The 15246-nt window shown below is 34.8% G+C and carries 16 protein-coding genes and 6 tRNA genes; 17 read left to right on the top strand and 5 right to left on the bottom strand.

Annotated features, from left to right (window positions below; translation table 11 throughout):
* The first annotated feature begins 160 nt into the window (after positions 1-160).
* Positions 161-523, top strand: a complete 363-nt coding sequence (locus CUC15_RS11355; RefSeq protein ID WP_114916760.1) for a hypothetical protein — start codon at positions 161-163, stop codon at positions 521-523.
* 61 nt (positions 524-584) lie between these two features.
* On the opposite strand, the gene CUC15_RS11350 is transcribed toward CUC15_RS11355, so the two are convergent.
* Complete coding sequence (locus CUC15_RS11350; RefSeq protein ID WP_114916759.1) at positions 585-899, bottom strand: hypothetical protein; 315 nt, start codon at positions 897-899, stop codon at positions 585-587.
* 75 nt (positions 900-974) lie between these two features.
* On the opposite strand from CUC15_RS11350, the gene CUC15_RS11345 reads away from it, so the two are divergent.
* From CUC15_RS11345 to phoU, 11 genes are all read left to right on the top strand, one after another.
* Positions 975-1604 (top strand): NfeD family protein, encoded by a 630-nt coding sequence (locus tag CUC15_RS11345; protein WP_114916758.1) that lies wholly within the window; start codon positions 975-977, stop codon positions 1602-1604.
* 388 nt (positions 1605-1992) lie between these two features.
* Positions 1993-2067: transfer RNA gene (locus tag CUC15_RS11340), tRNA-Asn, on the top strand.
* Positions 2068-2071: 4 nt separating this feature from the next.
* A tRNA-Met gene (locus CUC15_RS11335) sits at positions 2072-2148 on the top strand.
* A gap of 22 nt (positions 2149-2170) precedes the next feature.
* A tRNA-His gene (locus CUC15_RS11330) sits at positions 2171-2246 on the top strand.
* Positions 2247-2265: 19 nt separating this feature from the next.
* A tRNA-Ile gene (locus tag CUC15_RS11325) sits at positions 2266-2342 on the top strand.
* Positions 2343-2351: 9 nt separating this feature from the next.
* Positions 2352-2444 (top strand) — tRNA-Ser (locus CUC15_RS11320).
* Positions 2445-2510: 66 nt separating this feature from the next.
* Positions 2511-2583: transfer RNA gene (locus tag CUC15_RS11315), tRNA-Phe, on the top strand.
* Between the two features lie 224 nt (positions 2584-2807).
* Complete coding sequence (sodA, locus tag CUC15_RS11310) at positions 2808-3419, top strand: superoxide dismutase SodA (protein ID WP_114916757.1); 612 nt, start codon at positions 2808-2810, stop codon at positions 3417-3419.
* Between the two features lie 102 nt (positions 3420-3521).
* Positions 3522-4793 carry an MFS transporter gene (locus tag CUC15_RS11305; RefSeq protein ID WP_114916756.1) on the top strand — a complete coding sequence of 424 codons (1272 nt, stop codon included), beginning with the start codon at positions 3522-3524 and terminating at the stop codon, positions 4791-4793.
* Positions 4794-4852: 59 nt separating this feature from the next.
* Positions 4853-6946 (top strand): peptidoglycan D,D-transpeptidase FtsI family protein, encoded by a 2094-nt coding sequence (locus tag CUC15_RS11300; protein WP_242985839.1) that lies wholly within the window; start codon positions 4853-4855, stop codon positions 6944-6946.
* Positions 6947-7115: 169 nt separating this feature from the next.
* On the top strand, positions 7116-7769 hold the full coding sequence (gene phoU / locus CUC15_RS11295) for a phosphate signaling complex protein PhoU (RefSeq protein WP_114916755.1): 654 nt from the start codon (positions 7116-7118) through the stop codon (positions 7767-7769).
* 40 nt (positions 7770-7809) lie between these two features.
* On the opposite strand, the gene CUC15_RS20495 is transcribed toward phoU, so the two are convergent.
* Positions 7810-8397 carry a hypothetical protein gene (locus CUC15_RS20495; protein ID WP_242985837.1) on the bottom strand — a complete coding sequence of 196 codons (588 nt, stop codon included), beginning with the start codon at positions 8395-8397 and terminating at the stop codon, positions 7810-7812.
* 65 nt (positions 8398-8462) lie between these two features.
* A complete protein-coding gene (locus CUC15_RS11285; RefSeq protein ID WP_114916754.1) occupies positions 8463-8675 on the bottom strand; it encodes a hypothetical protein in 213 nt (70 codons plus the stop codon).
* A gap of 270 nt (positions 8676-8945) precedes the next feature.
* Here CUC15_RS11285 and rpmG point away from each other — a divergent pair, with 270 nt between their 5' ends.
* From rpmG to CUC15_RS11260, 5 genes are all read left to right on the top strand, one after another.
* Complete coding sequence (rpmG, locus tag CUC15_RS11280; protein WP_114916753.1) at positions 8946-9095, top strand: 50S ribosomal protein L33; 150 nt, start codon at positions 8946-8948, stop codon at positions 9093-9095.
* A 246-nt stretch (positions 9096-9341) separates the two neighbouring features.
* Positions 9342-10892 carry a rhomboid family intramembrane serine protease gene (locus tag CUC15_RS11275; RefSeq protein ID WP_114916752.1) on the top strand — a complete coding sequence of 517 codons (1551 nt, stop codon included), beginning with the start codon at positions 9342-9344 and terminating at the stop codon, positions 10890-10892.
* Between the two features lie 101 nt (positions 10893-10993).
* A complete protein-coding gene (locus CUC15_RS11270; RefSeq protein ID WP_114916751.1) occupies positions 10994-11200 on the top strand; it encodes a YqgQ family protein in 207 nt (68 codons plus the stop codon).
* A gap of 2 nt (positions 11201-11202) precedes the next feature.
* Positions 11203-12162 carry an ROK family glucokinase gene (locus CUC15_RS11265; RefSeq protein ID WP_114916750.1) on the top strand — a complete coding sequence of 320 codons (960 nt, stop codon included), beginning with the start codon at positions 11203-11205 and terminating at the stop codon, positions 12160-12162.
* 226 nt (positions 12163-12388) lie between these two features.
* Positions 12389-14320: an LTA synthase family protein gene (locus CUC15_RS11260; protein WP_114916749.1), complete on the top strand. Its 1932-nt coding sequence runs from the start codon at positions 12389-12391 to the stop codon at positions 14318-14320.
* Positions 14321-14375: 55 nt separating this feature from the next.
* Here the strand turns inward: CUC15_RS11260 and CUC15_RS11255 are convergent, their stop codons facing one another.
* Together CUC15_RS11255 and CUC15_RS11250 are read right to left on the bottom strand one after the other, a co-directional pair.
* Complete coding sequence (locus CUC15_RS11255) at positions 14376-14546, bottom strand: DUF2759 family protein (protein WP_205317600.1); 171 nt, start codon at positions 14544-14546, stop codon at positions 14376-14378.
* Positions 14547-14750: 204 nt separating this feature from the next.
* A complete protein-coding gene (locus CUC15_RS11250) occupies positions 14751-14993 on the bottom strand; it encodes a DUF2626 domain-containing protein (RefSeq protein ID WP_114916747.1) in 243 nt (80 codons plus the stop codon).
* Positions 14994-15246 lie beyond the last annotated feature (253 nt).

Here is a 15246-nt window from a genome sequence, read left to right as displayed (position 1 = left end):
TAATGTACTATATGCACCCATTCCGAAAAATTTACTTAAGATTACAAAAGAAATTTTTAATTTTAAATGGTTATGTTGCCAAAAACTAACATCATTAAGAAAGGGAGAGAATCCATACAATATAACTGCACCTCAACTATTTTAAAAAGGAGGTCTTCCATTGGACGAAAAATACAGAAAAAATCCAGTGACAGATGATTCATCAAGAGATAACGAATATCATTTTGTTGATGTTGATACGGACAGCGCACGTAATGAGGAGTTCGCATCAGAGTTTACTGCAGATGACTATGCAAGAGCGGATAGCAGAGGCGATTCTGGTGATGTTATTAGTTCATATGGTTGGATTGGGATAGCTCTATCAGTGATTTCATTCTTCATGTGGCCATTTGTATTGGGCGCTGCTGGGATAATTCTAGGGTTTGTTTCTAGAAGTAAAGGAGCCGATACACTAGGAAATATCGCAATTGCAGCTGGAGTAATTTCCATCATCATGACACTTTTCTTTAGACCTTTCTTCTAGCTAAATAATAGAGACTGACTTCATTCAGTCTCTATTTTTTTTTGCAAATTAATCTTTTGTACTATTTATATACAGGAAAATAATAAAATGCATTAGGCTCAAGGTGAAAAGGATCTGCTGTAGGGTTTAATTGCTTAAAGTCGTCCATTATCCTCGAAATATCTAACTGATTACTTTCATCAACATTCATTTTCTCCATAACAGATAATACTGTATCACCAATAGTGATTTTTATTTGCGTTATAGTATAATCAGAATGAGGAGATTGTTCGAGCGGACTAATATTTTCTTGACTTGATAAATTGCCAATTGATAAATCTTTATAAATACTCATACATAATAAAATAAAAAGCATATAGATCATGAGTCGCTTCATAAAATTATAATAATCTCCTTTTTTGAAACTAAATATGAAATGAATACGTATTATTGGGTATAGGGAGGAATTCATTTGGAAATATTTGATTTAGTATGGATTGGATTTATTATCACTGGACTTGGGACCTTATTTCTAATTGGTGAAGTATTAGTAAATGCTCGCGGTATATTCGGAATCCTAGGAATAGGCTTTATTACAGTTTATTTTGCTGCATACCTCGAATCTAGCTCCTTTATCATTATGCTTATTTTATATTTCGTCGGATTATTACTTATAATTGTTGATGGAAAGATTGTAAATGATGGTACGCTGGCAACGATTGGTTTAGTTATTATGTTAATTGCGGTTGCGCTAGCAGCACCTAATTTAACAGCAGGCTTATATTCCGTGCTGGGTGTCTTGATTGGAGGGGCGGGTTCATTCCTATTTTTAAAAGTATTCAAGAAACGACAAATGTGGACAAAACTTGCTTTGAACGATCAATTAACAAAAGAGGCAGGATATAATTCCATGAATATGGATTACGAGTTGTTAATTGGTAAAACTGGAATTACCTTAAATGACATGCGGCCAGTTGGGACGATAAGAATTGAAAATAAAGATTATAGTGCTGTATCGGAAGGGCAATGGATTGAGAGGGAAAGTGAGGTTCGCGTTGTCCAAGTGGATGGAACAAAAATATTAGTGGAGAAGGTACAATAATAATAGTCGAGATAAAAAGTTGCATTATTTGACATAAAAGCGATCATTCTCATATTGGAGAGTGATCGCTTTTTATGTAAAAAACACAACAAAATTCAACCAAAATGATTAAGAATTAAGTCTTTTTTAGAATAAATTTAGCTTTTTTGTAAAATATATGTTGATTTTCTTTTTTGAAGGTGGTAATATAATTATTGTCGCTTCAGAGCGTCATACATAATTTTGATTTTGATAAAAATAAAAAAAGTGTTGACAGATTTCGCGAAACATGATAAATTAGATTTCGTTGCTAATTAATTAAAGCAAACAAATGTTTCCTAATTAATAATGTAATGGCTGAAAATATTATCTTGAACGCAGTCTTTAAGTTTTAACTCATATGTATTATTCCACAGTAGCTCAGTGGTAGAGCAATCGGCTGTTAACCGATCGGTCGTAGGTTCGAATCCTACCTGTGGAGCCAAATTGGCGGCGTAGCTCAGCTGGCTAGAGCGTACGGTTCATACCCGTGAGGTCGTGGGTTCGATCCCCTCCGCCGCTACCAATTTAATATGAGTGTTGATATGGCGGTCGTGGCGAAGTGGTTAACGCACCGGATTGTGGCTCCGGCACTCGTGGGTTCAATCCCCACCGGTCGCCCCATAAACTTAACTTCAGAAAAGGACCCTTAGCTCAGTTGGTTAGAGCTATCGGCTCATAACCGATCGGTCGCAGGTTCGAGTCCTGCAGGGTCCACCATAAAAACTCGGAGGTATACCCAAGTCCGGCTGAAGGGATCGGTCTTGAAAACCGACAGGCGGGTCAAACCGCGCGGGGGTTCGAATCCCTCTACCTCCTCCATTATTTCTAAGATGTACAAGTACTAAGTAGAAATAAATTTTATTAAAGTAATATCCAATTCCATATGGCTCGGTAGCTCAGTCGGTAGAGCAAAGGACTGAAAATCCTTGTGTCGGCGGTTCGATTCCGTCTCGCGCCATCACTCTTAAAAACAAGCGAACTGCTTGTTTTTTTGTTTGTCGTATTTTCAGTTGGTGGTCAAATCCTTAGTTAATTTTTGCACGGTTCCAATTATATTCCAACAAATATCTTCAATTTACTCGGATTTAGAGCAAATAAATTGCAACAATAAGCAAGCAGTGATAATCTACTTATTAAAGGGTAATGAATCCCTTACATTATCATTTGAGGAGGAAGATATTCATGGCAAAATTTGAACTACCTGAATTACCATATGCATATGACGCATTAGAACCAACAATCGACAAAGAAACAATGAACATTCATCATACGAAACATCACAACACGTATGTTACTAACTTAAATGGTGCATTAGAAGGTTTAGCAGATCTTCAGGAAAAATCTCTTGAGGAATTAATTAGTAATTTAGACGCTGTACCTGAGAGCGCTCGTACTGCTGTACGAAATAATGGCGGGGGACATGCTAACCACAGCCTTTTCTGGAAATTATTATCACCAAATGGCGGTGGCGAACCGACTGGCGAATTAGCAGAGAAAATCAATGCTAAATTCAGTAGTTTTGATACATTTAAAGAAGAATTTGCAAAAGCTGCTACAACCCGTTTTGGTTCAGGTTGGGCATGGTTAGTTCTTAATAAGGGCGAGCTGGAAGTAACAAGCACACCAAACCAGGATTCACCACTAATGGAAGGTAAAACACCTTTATTAGGTCTTGATGTATGGGAGCATGCTTACTACCTTAACTATCAAAACAAACGCCCAGATTACATCTCAGCGTTCTGGAATGTAGTAAATTGGGATGAAGTTGCTAAAAACTATAACGAAGCCAAGTAATATAATAACTTAAAAAAAAACACGCGAATCTTTCGCGTGTTTTTTTGCATATCTAATACTCAAATGCTTACACTAAGAAATATTCAAAAGGAGTAGTTAGTTATGCAGGCGATTCGAGAATTTATCAATGATAAGATGGTCATGAACCGTGATTTACTATTGTTATTAATTATTGGCGGATTATATTCTTTAGGAATTTTTCTGTCTAACACATTTGTAAATATTTACATATGGAAACAATCAGGTGATTATATAACGATTGCAATATATAATTTAGCAGCCTATATTTTTCAAGCGATAACTTTTATTATTGCTGGAAGGCTTGCAAAGAAAGTAGATCGGATTATTGTTCTTCGATTAGGAGTAATTTTTTTAGCTCTATTCTTCCTAAGCGTATTATTAATTGGTAATCATGCTTCAACCTTTAATTTCTTGTTGGGCAGCTTACTCGGAATTGGCTATGGTTTTTATTGGTTGGCATTTAATGTATTAACATTTGAAATAACAGAGCCAGATACAAGAGATTTCTTCAATGGATTCTTAGGAATTTTACAATCGTTTGGCGGAATGATAGGCCCGTTATTAGCGGGAATTATTATTTCAAATATGAAGGCCAATATTGGATACACAACAATTTTCACCATCTCTCTATTCTTGTTTATTTGTTCTATAGCGATTAGCTTTTTGCTGAAGAGAAGAAGCGCTGAGGGGAACTACGAATTTTTCCAAGTGTTAAAAGAACGGAAAAATAACAAGAATTGGAAACGAATATTGCATGCTCACTTTTTTCAAGGGTTACGCGAGGGAGTTTTTGCATTTGTTATTTCCATCTGGGTGTTTGTCCTAACTCAAAGTGAATTTGCTTTAGGTATCTTTAATTTATATCTATCCGGAATATCAATTGTTCTTTATTTTATTGCAACAAAATATATTAAACCGTCTGCTAGGAAAAAGGCAGTCCTGATTGGGTCTATCCTGCTTAGTATTTCAAGCTTCATATTCTTATTTCCTATTAATTTCATTTATTTAATTGTATATGCGATTATAATTGGGATAGCCTATCCAATTATTAATGTGCCATATGTTTCATTGACGTACGATGTAATCGGTCATGCACGTAATGCTAAGCAATTAAGGATAGAATACATCGTTGTCCGTGAATTATTTCTAAACATTGGCAGAATCATCTCGATTACGATCTTTATCTTTATAGCACATCTCTATTCAGCAGTTAGAGTAATTCCAATTCTATTAGTTGTATTAGGGACTGCACATCTATTTATTTATCTATATGTTAAAAATATTTCATTAGGAAGTCATAAAAAAAGAGAAATCTTAATAAAAGATCAAATAACTGACGAAAAAGATCGCTAGATATGGTAAAATTTAATAAGTAAGGAATTGGATTAGAAATTTGAAGTGGGGGAGAACCATTGGTTGACAAGAAGAAAAAAAAGAAGAAAAAACAACTCCCATTCCGTATAAACTTATTATTTTTTGCAATATTTCTCATGTTTTCTGTATTGATTTTACAGCTGGGAGTTGTGCAAATTTTAAATGGGGAAGCTTATCAGGATGAAATTGAACGTACCATACAGGACACAACCAAAATTCCTGTACCAAGAGGGAAAATCTACGACAGAAATTATGATGTTGTTGTAGATAATGAGCCAGTATACTCAATTACGTATACCCCTGCAAAAGGTACGCAGGCAGAGGAACGATTGGAAGTTGCTGAGAAGTTAGCTGAATATATCTCAATGGATAGTGAAGAATATATCGATAAAGTTACGGATCGTGATAAAAGGGAATATTACTATCTTTTGAACAAAGAAGAAGTAGATGAGCGCTTAACTCCTGAAGCTAAGGCTGAAATGGATAATGCTGAAGTATATAATGCGACAATTGATTTAATAACAGATGAAGAAATAGCGAATTTCTCTAAGCAGGAATTAGAAGTTATCGCAATTAAACGGGAATTGGATAAGGCATATTCACTTACACCACAAATTGTAAAAAATGAAGATGTGACTGCAGAAGAGTATGCACAAGTATCCGAGCACCTTAGTATATTACCAGGAATAAATGCAACTACCGACTGGAATCGCAATTATCTATACGATGGGACACTTAGAAGTATTTTAGGCTCTATCACAACACAAAAAGAGGGGATTCCAGCTGAGCAGGAGCAATATTATTTAACAAGAGGCTATAGCAGGAATGATCGTGTAGGTAAGAGTGGTCTAGAAGAATATTACGAGGATATTCTTAGAGGAAGAAAAGAACAAATTGAGTACACGACAACGAAAAATGGTGTTGTCGTTGATTCGAAGACCATTGTTGAAGGCCAGCGTGGTAAAGACTTAGTGTTAACGATTGATATGGAATTCCAAGAAGAAGTAGATAAGATTGTAAGAGAGGAATTACAAACAGCAATCAATAAGTTTCCATATCAAAATCGTTTCTTAGAAGATGCGCTTGCTGTTGTAATGAATCCACAGAGCGGCGAAATATTGGCAATAAGTGGACAGCATTATAATCGCGACGAAGGAGAATTTACGAATGATGATTTTAGAACATTGTATAATGCCAATGCGCCAGGGTCATCTATCAAAGGAGCAACGGTTCTTGCTGGATATGAATCAGGGGTTATCACACCAGGACAAACATTTTATGACTCACCGATTAGAATAGGAGGCCTATGGAAAGGTTCTTGGCAAGATCTCGGATCTGTAAATGACCTTGATGCATTAAGAATGTCTTCCAACGTTTACATGTTCTATATTGCTTTGAGAATGGGCGGTGACTACCGCTACCCGTATCCAAATGGGAGTAAAACGTCACTTAATGTTCAAGCATTTCAACAAATGCGCAATTACTTCTGGCAATTTGGACTTGGGGTTAAAACAGGCGTTGATTTTCCGTATGAAGCAACTGGGTATGTAGGAACAGAACCACAAGCAGGGAATCTATTGGACTTTGCAATCGGTCAGTATGATACGTATACAACGATGCAGCTTGCACAATACATTTCAACGATTGCGAATGGTGGCTATCGTGTTCAGCCACATTTTCTAAAAGAGATACGCGAGCCAATTGCTTCAATGGAAGAACTTGGTCCGGTTTATCAAAGTAATGGTACGAAGGTGCTGAACAAAATTGAAATGGAAAATATTGAAAGGGTTCAAGAAGGATTCCGACGGGTTTTCCATTCACAAGGCGGAACAGCGGTAAGTTACTTTGGGAATAAAGATTACACTTCTGCAGGGAAAACAGGTACTGCAGAAACAGAGACATGGGATGAAGGTGTTATGACGAATACTGAAAATCGTACTCTAGTTGGTTATGCACCATTTGAAGAGCCAGAAGTCGCTTTTGCAGTTGTCGTTCCTAGTTTAGGAATTGTAAGTAATCAGCATTCAATTAACAATATAATTGGGGAACGAATACTCGATACCTATTTTGAAATGAAAGAAAATGGCGGTAATCTTGACGAAAGCACTAATATTGAACAAGAGAACGAATAAGTAGGAAAGGCCTAAAATTAATCAATTTTAGGTCTTTTCTATCGTTCTCTTATGGTATTATTTCCAATTCTAAATTTTTTATGATAAGCTTATCATACTAATAAAGTACATTATTGAGTTAAAAAAACATGAAGTTTACTATGTATGAACAGTAAAGGAGCTGACTTGATTGGTTACTCGTGATCAATTCCAACAAGAACTAGAAGAACTTGATAGAAATATTATTGAACTTGCTCGAGATGCAGGAGAGGCTTTAAAAGCTGCAATGGATGCATTGTATAGTCAGGATTCTGATTTGGCAAAACGTATCATTGAGGATGATAGTAAAATTGATCGGAAAGAATTGGATATTAATAATAAAGCAATTTTACTGATAGCAAAACAACAACCTGTTGCAACTGATCTTCGAAGAGTTATTATCGTCTTACGAATTGTAACGGATATTGAGAGAATGGCGGATAATGCAAAGAATATTGCTAGATCGGCGATTCATTTAGGAGAAAATATGTCAACACTTCCGCAAGGGTTGAGAAAAATGCAGGAAATGACGATAGAAATGCTAGAAGCAGCTATTCTTGCTTTTCAAAAGGAAGACATTGTAAGTGCAGGAAAACTTGCTGAAATGGATGACCAAGTCGATAAATTGTATAAAAAAGTTGTTAGTGAATTACTTGGTGAAACAGCAACCAACCCTGATAAAATTCAATTTGTTATGCAGGTCGCATACTGTGGTCGGTATGTGGAACGATTTGCGGACCATATAACAAATATTGGTGAGAGTATCTTGTATTTAGTAAAAGGCGAGAATTTCAATCTAAACTAAAAGCTATAGGGCAGAAAAGATTATATTTCTGCCCTATAGCTTATTTTGTAATTGCTTCAGCTAGTTCATAGAAACTCATGGCACTTGTTACTTCATGTGTTCCCATTCTAACTTTAAGTGTATAGTCATGCTCGTCTAAATAACTATTAAATTCACCTGCATTTTCAATAATACCTTGCTCAGCCAGTACGGAAGTTATGGTAGATGCAGGCATTCCTGGTTCAATATTCAATGTGTAGTTAATAATCTTTTCTTCTTGCTTTTTCTCAGGAGTTGCAGCATCTTCTTTTGTTTTCGTCTGTTCTGTCTCTTTTTGATCTGCAGCTTTTGCTTTTCCTGTGTCTTTTTTTGCAGGCTCTTCAGTTTTAGCTACTTCCTGTTTTTCAGCAGCTTTATCCTCAGCTTTTTCTTCTGGAGCACCATTATTATTTTCGCTCTTAACGGTTAATGAAATATATTCATCACTAGTTAGCACATGGTAGCCATCTTCCTTAATTAATGGAATCATTTCTTCAGCTGATAATTCATCTAGTGTATTGGAATTAGAATCAAACAAATACATGCCAATGACCATAATGATTCCAGCTGTAAACAAACCGATGGCAAATGTACGAATGGTTTTTTTCATTTCTGTTTTCCCTCATTTATTAATTATCCTAGCTTTATTTCTATTGACTTACAGGATTATTATTTTTATTTTCTAATAAAATCTTCAGCTAAATCATTTGGTAATAATTCTTCTTCAAGAACTTTGATTTTCTTTTGCATTTGGTATGTATCCTTCATGTTTGTCATAGATAGTTGCTCAACTTGACGTTCCAGTTCTTCAAATCTATCATTCATGAAAAATGATAGAATAAATAAAACGACAGCCACTACAATGATTGTAATTACTGCATAAATCATTTATTTCCCTCCTATTTTATACTCCATTATTAGTTATACCATATATTCAAGTGTGAGAAAACCTTAAAATAATTCCAACTGATTGTTGATTGTTTTAAAAAACTCTGCTATTATAATAAAAGTCTGTAGAATATTTTCTTAGCTGTTTAGAAAGTATAAAAGCTTACTTACTGCTTAGAAGAAACTGCGAACGTCACTGGAAATTATTGTGACAAGCAAAATCTTTTAAAATTTATACATCGTTAGATTGAATAGTTTGGAGGGAAAATCATGCGCGTAAACGTTACTCTTGCTTGTACTGAAACAGGAGATCGTAATTATATTACGAAGAAAAACAAACGAAATAATCCTGAACGTATTGAGCTTATGAAATATAGCCCACGTCTAAAAAAACACACTTTACATCGTGAAACGAAATAATAACCATGAATAAACTCTTATCTTATTATTGGATAAGAGTTTATTTTTGTATTAAATCGAAATTAATTGGCGCATCACCTGTCATCTGGAGAACTTAAAATAACTTTCTAACTGGATAAGTGCAGATTTATACCTAGTAACATCCTGCTTTCTAAGAGAAACAACAATCTCACAAAAAACATCTTAAAAAATTTAACTATATCCGCAACTTTGCTATTATGAATGGAAGGGAAGGTGACGCTTGTTATGTTTTTAGATGAGCAACATATCTTGTATCAAATTGCAAATCATTTTTTAAAAAAGGAACATTTCGAAATCCTTACAATAAATGAAAATGCAGATGAAATCTGGTTAGAAAAGTATGCAAATAAGAAATCAACAATTATTAGACTTGCTCATAAAGGATTTGATTGGCAAAATCATTTACGAAAAGATATTGCACAAGTGTTCCAAACAGTACACAATATGCAAAAAATGGTCAAAGGGAAGAACATTGAATTACATAATGTATATGTTGCAACAAATGCTCCAGTAGATGATTGGGAAAGACTTAAAAAACCGATGCAATTGAAGGAAAAACGCCCAATTAAGATGAAGGTATACTACTTGGACGAAGATAATATAAATCAGGAGATTAATCGATTACAATCAGATACTAGTGAACAGACCATAGCGATTAATAACAATGTTAGCGAATCAGAGAAGGAAATTACTGTTAAAGAATTGAAGCAACAGATAATTGAATTGGTTCAAGTGAAGAAAAAAGAATATCAAAATATTTTCTCAAGAGCTAAACCACTTTTTACTTATTTTCTTATCATTATTAATGTTATTATGTTTATTTTACTTGAAATGAATGGCGGAAGTACAGCAACTGCTACTTTAATTGAATTTGGAGCCAAATATAATCCAGCAATTTTAGAAAACAACGAGTGGTGGAGAATAATTAGTGCAACTTTCTTACATATTGGGTTTCTGCATCTTATCATGAATATGCTGGCGGTTTATTACTTGGGAACAGTTGTAGAGCGGATCTATGGACGATTTCGCTTCCTATTCATTTATTTTCTTGCTGGTATTGGCGGTGGGCTTGCAAGTCTATCATTTACTGTTAATATTTCCGCAGGTGCTTCAGGGGCAATCTTTGGATTGTTCGGCGCATTATTATTCTTCGGTTTGATTTACAAACAGATTTTTTTACAGACAATGGGTTATAACATTTTGTTTATCCTCGGAATTAATTTGATTTTCGGTTTATTCATTCAACAAATTGATATGGCTGCACATTTAGGAGGTCTTGCAACTGGTTTTATCGCCTCTGCAATTGTTTATCTGCCCAGGAAACGTAATCTTATCAAGCAATCATTAGCTGTGGGCATCTATTTGATAGTATTTGTCGGTCTCGTTATCTTGGGATACGAGAATAATGAAAAGAACCAGGCATATCACTTGATGGCTGCTGAGAGTTCGGTACAGGAAGAAAACTATCAGGAAGTTGTTGAATCAACAACTCGTGGACTCGAATTACCAGGAGATGTACATGGAATATTATTATTCCATCGTTCTTATGCGTATATTGAGCTAAATGAAATCAATTTAGCGATTGATGATCTCGAAAAGAGTCTAACCTATGAAAAACTTCCAGAGTCTTATTATAATCTAGCAATTCTCTACTATAATACAGGTGAATTGAAAAAAGCAGAAGAAAATATTGCTCAAGCATATAAAATGGATCCTGAAATTGAGGGAATCGCTGAGTTATATGAAACAATAATTGGTGAATCAGTAAAAAAATGAGGAAAAGTATTCTTGTTTCATACTTTTTCCTTAAGAAATGAAAGATTAATTAAGAATATCTTATTTTTACAATCGTTGGTATAATAATTGTGGTGAGTTAAATGAAAAATGTTTATGATGTACAACAAATACTTAAGAAATTCGGTACCTTTATTTATAGTGGTGATCGAATTGGAGATCTTGAATTAATGGAAATGGAGATTGGAGACTTATATAAAATGCAATTTATTGAAAAAGATCACTATCTCCAAGCAAAGCTAATACTAAGAAAAGAAAAAAACAGGCTATTAACTAAAGGGGCGAGATGAGCATGACTGAAGAGATACTAGTTGGAATTGATATTGGTGGAACAACCGTGAAGCTTGGCTTCATCAATACTCAAGGAGATATTCTAAAGAAATGGGAGATTCCAACAAATGTAGCAAATGCAGGAAATGGAATTATCGATGATATATGGAACTCGATACAAACAGAGATTGATCAAGAAGATATGAAAAATAAAACGATACTTGGCTTAGGAGTAGGGGCTCCTGGATTTATTGATACAAAAACAGGATATGTTTATGTGGCTGTTAATATTGGCTGGAAGAACTTTGACTTAGCACAGCAATTAAAAGAAAAATCAGGCCTTCCAGTCTTTGTAGAGAATGATGCAAACTTAGCAGCGCTTGGCGAGAATTGGCTGGGAGCCGGTGAACAAGCAGATAATATGATTGCTATTACACTTGGTACTGGTGTAGGTGGAGGCATCATTGCGAATGGCAAAGCATTAAATGGCGAGAATGGCATGTCTGGTGAAATTGGCCATATCACAATCGATCCGAATGGATATCTATGTAATTGCGGGCGCAAGGGATGCTTAGAGACCATAGCTTCCGCAACTGGTATTGTTCGGCAGGCAATGGAAGAAATAAACAATAATACTAATAGTAGTTTAGCATCATTATATGAGAATAATGGGAAATTAACAGCAAAGGATGTTTTTGATTTAGCAAGTAAAGGAGATCCAGCTTGTGAAGCAATCGTAAATAGAACGATGGATATTTTAGGACTAACGATAGCCAATATGTGTACATTAATTAATCCATCTAAGGTGCTGATCGGTGGCGGTGTTTCAAAAGCTGGAGACCAATTATTGACGAAGATTACAGTTGCATTTGAAAAATATGCGCTTCCAAGAATTAAAGAGGCTTGTGAAATCAGAATTGCTAAATTAGGCAATGACGCAGGTATCATTGGTGGAGCATTTCTTGTAAAACAAAAGCTATAATCTATAAAACTTGTAATAATTATCCAAAAATGAAACTACAGGAGAGTATTATTCGTAATTATTAATAAGGTGTGTAATCGAGCAATAGTAATAATCTAATTAAAGGATGATCTATAATCATCCTTTATCTGTATTTAATGAGGATAGACTGATTATATGAGCTGAGCTAATTATATTGGTGTTCCGAAATTACCCCTGTAACACAAGTTTTAGGAGGAAATATTGTATGAAATTTAAGATAACCAGATTACCATTATATGTAATTGCTACGGTATTATTTGGTTCAAAGACATATCTTGCTTATCGCTTTATGTTTACCATTGAACTCGACAATATTTTGCAAGAAATCATCTTATTTATCAATCCTTTTATATCTGCTTTTTTACTATTTGCAATCAGTGTTTGGTTTAGCAATAATGAAAAGCAACTGAAATACATTCGTTACAGTGCGCTAATTGCCTCGTTTATCATTTTTGCAAATCTAGTATTTTATCGTCAATTTAATGATTTTATTACACTTCCACAGTTATTCCAAGGTAGTAATATGGCAGACTTGGGATCTAGTATACTTACATTAATAAAAGGCTATGACATATTTCTATTTACAGATGTTGTTTTTATTTGGATATTAAGTAAGAAGGACATTGCTGCACGATCCGTTACTTACAATCGGAGAAGGAAAGCAGCTACATTAACTTTATCGTTATTATTGATAGCAACAAATTTCTTAATTGCAGAGTCGTCGCGTCCACAGTTATTCACACGTGGTTTTGATCGTGAGTACTTGGTTAGAAGCATCGGGCTTTTTAACTATCATATATATGATGTTATTGCTCACTCTAAAGTAGAGGGCAGACGTGCCTTTGCAGATGGAAACGAACTCCTGGAAGTACAAGAATATATAGAAGAGAATGTTAAACAAAAGATGAAGTCAGACTTGTATGGTGCTGCAAAGGGTAAGAACATTATTTTTATCAATGCTGAATCATTACAGCAATTTGTGATTAATAATGAGGTGAATGGGGAAGAGGTAACTCCATTTCTAAATCAATTAATTAAAGATGAGGACACCTATTATTTTGATAATTTTTATGAGCAAACTGGCCAAGGGAATACATCCGATTCTGAATTTTTAGTAGAAAATTCTTTATACCCATTAGATAGAGGAGCGGTTTTCTTTACCCACGGTGGTAACGAATACAACGCTATTTCTGAGATTATTGATGATGCAGGCTATAGTTCTTATGTTTTTCATTCCAACAATAAGAGTTTTTGGAATCGAGATCAAATGTATGTGAGCTTAGGTATCGATCATTTCTTTGGTGAAGAAGCGTATGATGTATCAGAAGATAATGCAATCGGCTGGGGTTTAAAGGATAAGCCTTTCTTTGAACAATCGATCCCTTATTTACAATCAATAGAACAGCCATTCTATGCGAAATTTATTACCTTAACCAATCATTTTCCGTTTGACATGGACGAATCAGATATATCATTAGAACCGTATGAATCAAATTCAGATGTTTTGAACAACTACTTTCCAGCTGTCCGCTATATGGATGAAGCTATTGAAGATTTCTTTATAAAATTGAAGGAAACAGGACTTTATGAGAATTCGGTCTTTGTTGTCATGGGTGATCATATTGGAGTAAGTGCCAATCATAATAAAGCTCTCAGTATGTATCTAGACAAGGATGAGATTACACCGATCGATCAAGTAGAATTACAGCGTGTACCATTTATCGTCCATATTCCTGGCAATGGTAAAGGAAAAGTTATTTCTGAAGTTACTGGACAAATCGATGTCAAGCCAACCTTGCTTAGTTTATTGGGTATTGATGCAGTGGATGATATTCAGTTTGGTAATGATCTATTTGCAGATAATCGGAAAGGTTACGTGGCACTAAGAAATGGAGATTTTATTTCTAAGAAGTTCATTTACACAAATGGAAGCTGTTATCTAAGAGGAACAGGGGAGCTGATAGGGGTATCAGAGGAAAAAGATTATGTTGTCTCTGAAAGTGAACATGAATTAGTTAATGCATGTAATGAAATCAATGAAAAGGTGACAACAGAATTAAGACTCTCAGATGACTTGATATATGGTGATTTATTCCGCTTTATTAATTTTGATTTAACCAAAAAGGCTAACCAATGATGGTTAGCCTTTTTGGTAGATAAGAAGCCAGGTATAATAATACAGCATAAGTTTACTAGCCTGTAATTTCGGAAATAATAGTTGCAATTGAGAAAAAACCAAACGCTAATGCTGTAATGGCTGAAAAAGCAAGTGCAAAAAGATTTTTATATTTTAGCTGGCGAATTACCGATATTACGGCAAGCAAAGCAACTGCTAGAAATACAATCCCTAAGACAATATGCATGAATCTCATGCCTCCTTAAACGCTTTCTTATTAAATTGATTCACTATTCATATGTATATAATTATTCTATACTATATTGTATAGCAATCGATCTTTCTTGTCGAGCGATATTAGCTACGATTAAGTGTACCCCTTTTTCCAAGAATAGTATTCGTTAAGACAGTGAAGACCCTGCAGTTTGCCCATACACAGAGTCTTTTGTTCTTAATGACCAAATCCTGGAACAAGTATAAATTCTGAATACCATGTGAAACCAACCATAAATACTGTAAGGTAAGCACCGAATAAATACATATACATTCTCTCAGATAGTTTCAAATAACCTAATGTAAGGAAAAATACCGTCTGAACTAGGGATAATACCGCCGCTGGGATCATTTCACCTACGTAAAACATGACTGTAAAAATACTTGTCCAAAAGCCAAGCATACGAAACACTCGATCCATGTCTTTCCCCCCTTTGTATTTGGATAGCGTTATCACAATAATTATATATGAGTAAATTGATATTGTAAATGAATCTCCTTTAACAATTGCAAGATTTGCTGTAAAAGTGCAAATTTATTAATATAATTATTGTTTTCATCTTAGATGGGTGAAACAAATCGGGCTCGAAGCATCAATTTTGAAGGTTGCAAATGACAGTCGCTTTCCACGGGTAGACCAGTGCGAACAAAGTTCTAATAAAATCCCATGGAAA

The sequence above is a fragment of the Oceanobacillus zhaokaii genome (genome assembly GCF_003352005.1).
Lineage (GTDB): Bacteria > Bacillota > Bacilli > Bacillales > Amphibacillaceae > Oceanobacillus > Oceanobacillus zhaokaii.
This window is presented reverse-complemented; position numbering and strand designations above follow the sequence as displayed.

What these genes read in the sequence shown, in the direction of transcription:
- CUC15_RS11265 (WP_114916750.1), top strand. Translation starts at nt 11,203, where the DNA reads ATGACTGAAGAGATACTAGTTGGAATTGATATTGGTGGAACAACCGTG.
- CUC15_RS11270 (WP_114916751.1), top strand. Translation starts at nt 10,994, where the DNA reads ATGAAAAATGTTTATGATGTACAACAAATACTTAAGAAATTCGGTACC.
- CUC15_RS20495 (WP_242985837.1), bottom strand. Translation starts at nt 8,397, where the DNA reads ATGAAAAAAACCATTCGTACATTTGCCATCGGTTTGTTTACAGCTGGA.
- CUC15_RS11305 (WP_114916756.1), top strand. Translation starts at nt 3,522, where the DNA reads ATGCAGGCGATTCGAGAATTTATCAATGATAAGATGGTCATGAACCGT.
- CUC15_RS11285 (WP_114916754.1), bottom strand. Translation starts at nt 8,675, where the DNA reads ATGATTTATGCAGTAATTACAATCATTGTAGTGGCTGTCGTTTTATTT.
- CUC15_RS11260 (WP_114916749.1), top strand. Translation starts at nt 12,389, where the DNA reads ATGAAATTTAAGATAACCAGATTACCATTATATGTAATTGCTACGGTA.
- CUC15_RS11250 (WP_114916747.1), bottom strand. Translation starts at nt 14,993, where the DNA reads ATGGATCGAGTGTTTCGTATGCTTGGCTTTTGGACAAGTATTTTTACA.
- sodA (WP_114916757.1), top strand. Translation starts at nt 2,808, where the DNA reads ATGGCAAAATTTGAACTACCTGAATTACCATATGCATATGACGCATTA.
- CUC15_RS11350 (WP_114916759.1), bottom strand. Translation starts at nt 899, where the DNA reads ATGAAGCGACTCATGATCTATATGCTTTTTATTTTATTATGTATGAGT.
- rpmG (WP_114916753.1), top strand. Translation starts at nt 8,946, where the DNA reads ATGCGCGTAAACGTTACTCTTGCTTGTACTGAAACAGGAGATCGTAAT.
- CUC15_RS11255 (WP_205317600.1), bottom strand. Translation starts at nt 14,546, where the DNA reads ATGCATATTGTCTTAGGGATTGTATTTCTAGCAGTTGCTTTGCTTGCC.
- CUC15_RS11275 (WP_114916752.1), top strand. Translation starts at nt 9,342, where the DNA reads ATGTTTTTAGATGAGCAACATATCTTGTATCAAATTGCAAATCATTTT.